General features: G+C 48.5%; 1 protein-coding gene. It reads right to left on the bottom strand.

The window, feature by feature from the left end:
- A partial coding sequence (locus AC2FA3_RS15620; protein WP_490510395.1) for a YitT family protein occupies nt 1-239 on the bottom strand: 239 nt, incomplete at both ends.

Here is a 239-nt window from a genome sequence, read left to right as displayed (position 1 = left end):
ATGGTAAAGTCTCCCGCAAACATAATCTTACCGATCGAGAACTGCGGCATCTGTTTCTTTACCATTCTGCCGACGATATCCAAACCGCCGCTGGTGGAACCTCTCTGCAGAACCAAACCGATGCAGGTGCCCATCAGCACACCGCCCATCAATCCAGCCATCATCTTCTCACCCTGATAAACATATCCCTGTGTAATAAACGGTACGATTACGTCTACCGAGAAGTTGACGATAACAAC

It is taken from the genome of Janibacter sp. CoH_79_TC_3, assembly GCF_058197955.1.
The sequence above is the reverse complement of the archived record's forward strand: the minus strand, read 5'-3'. Positions and strand labels throughout refer to the sequence as shown.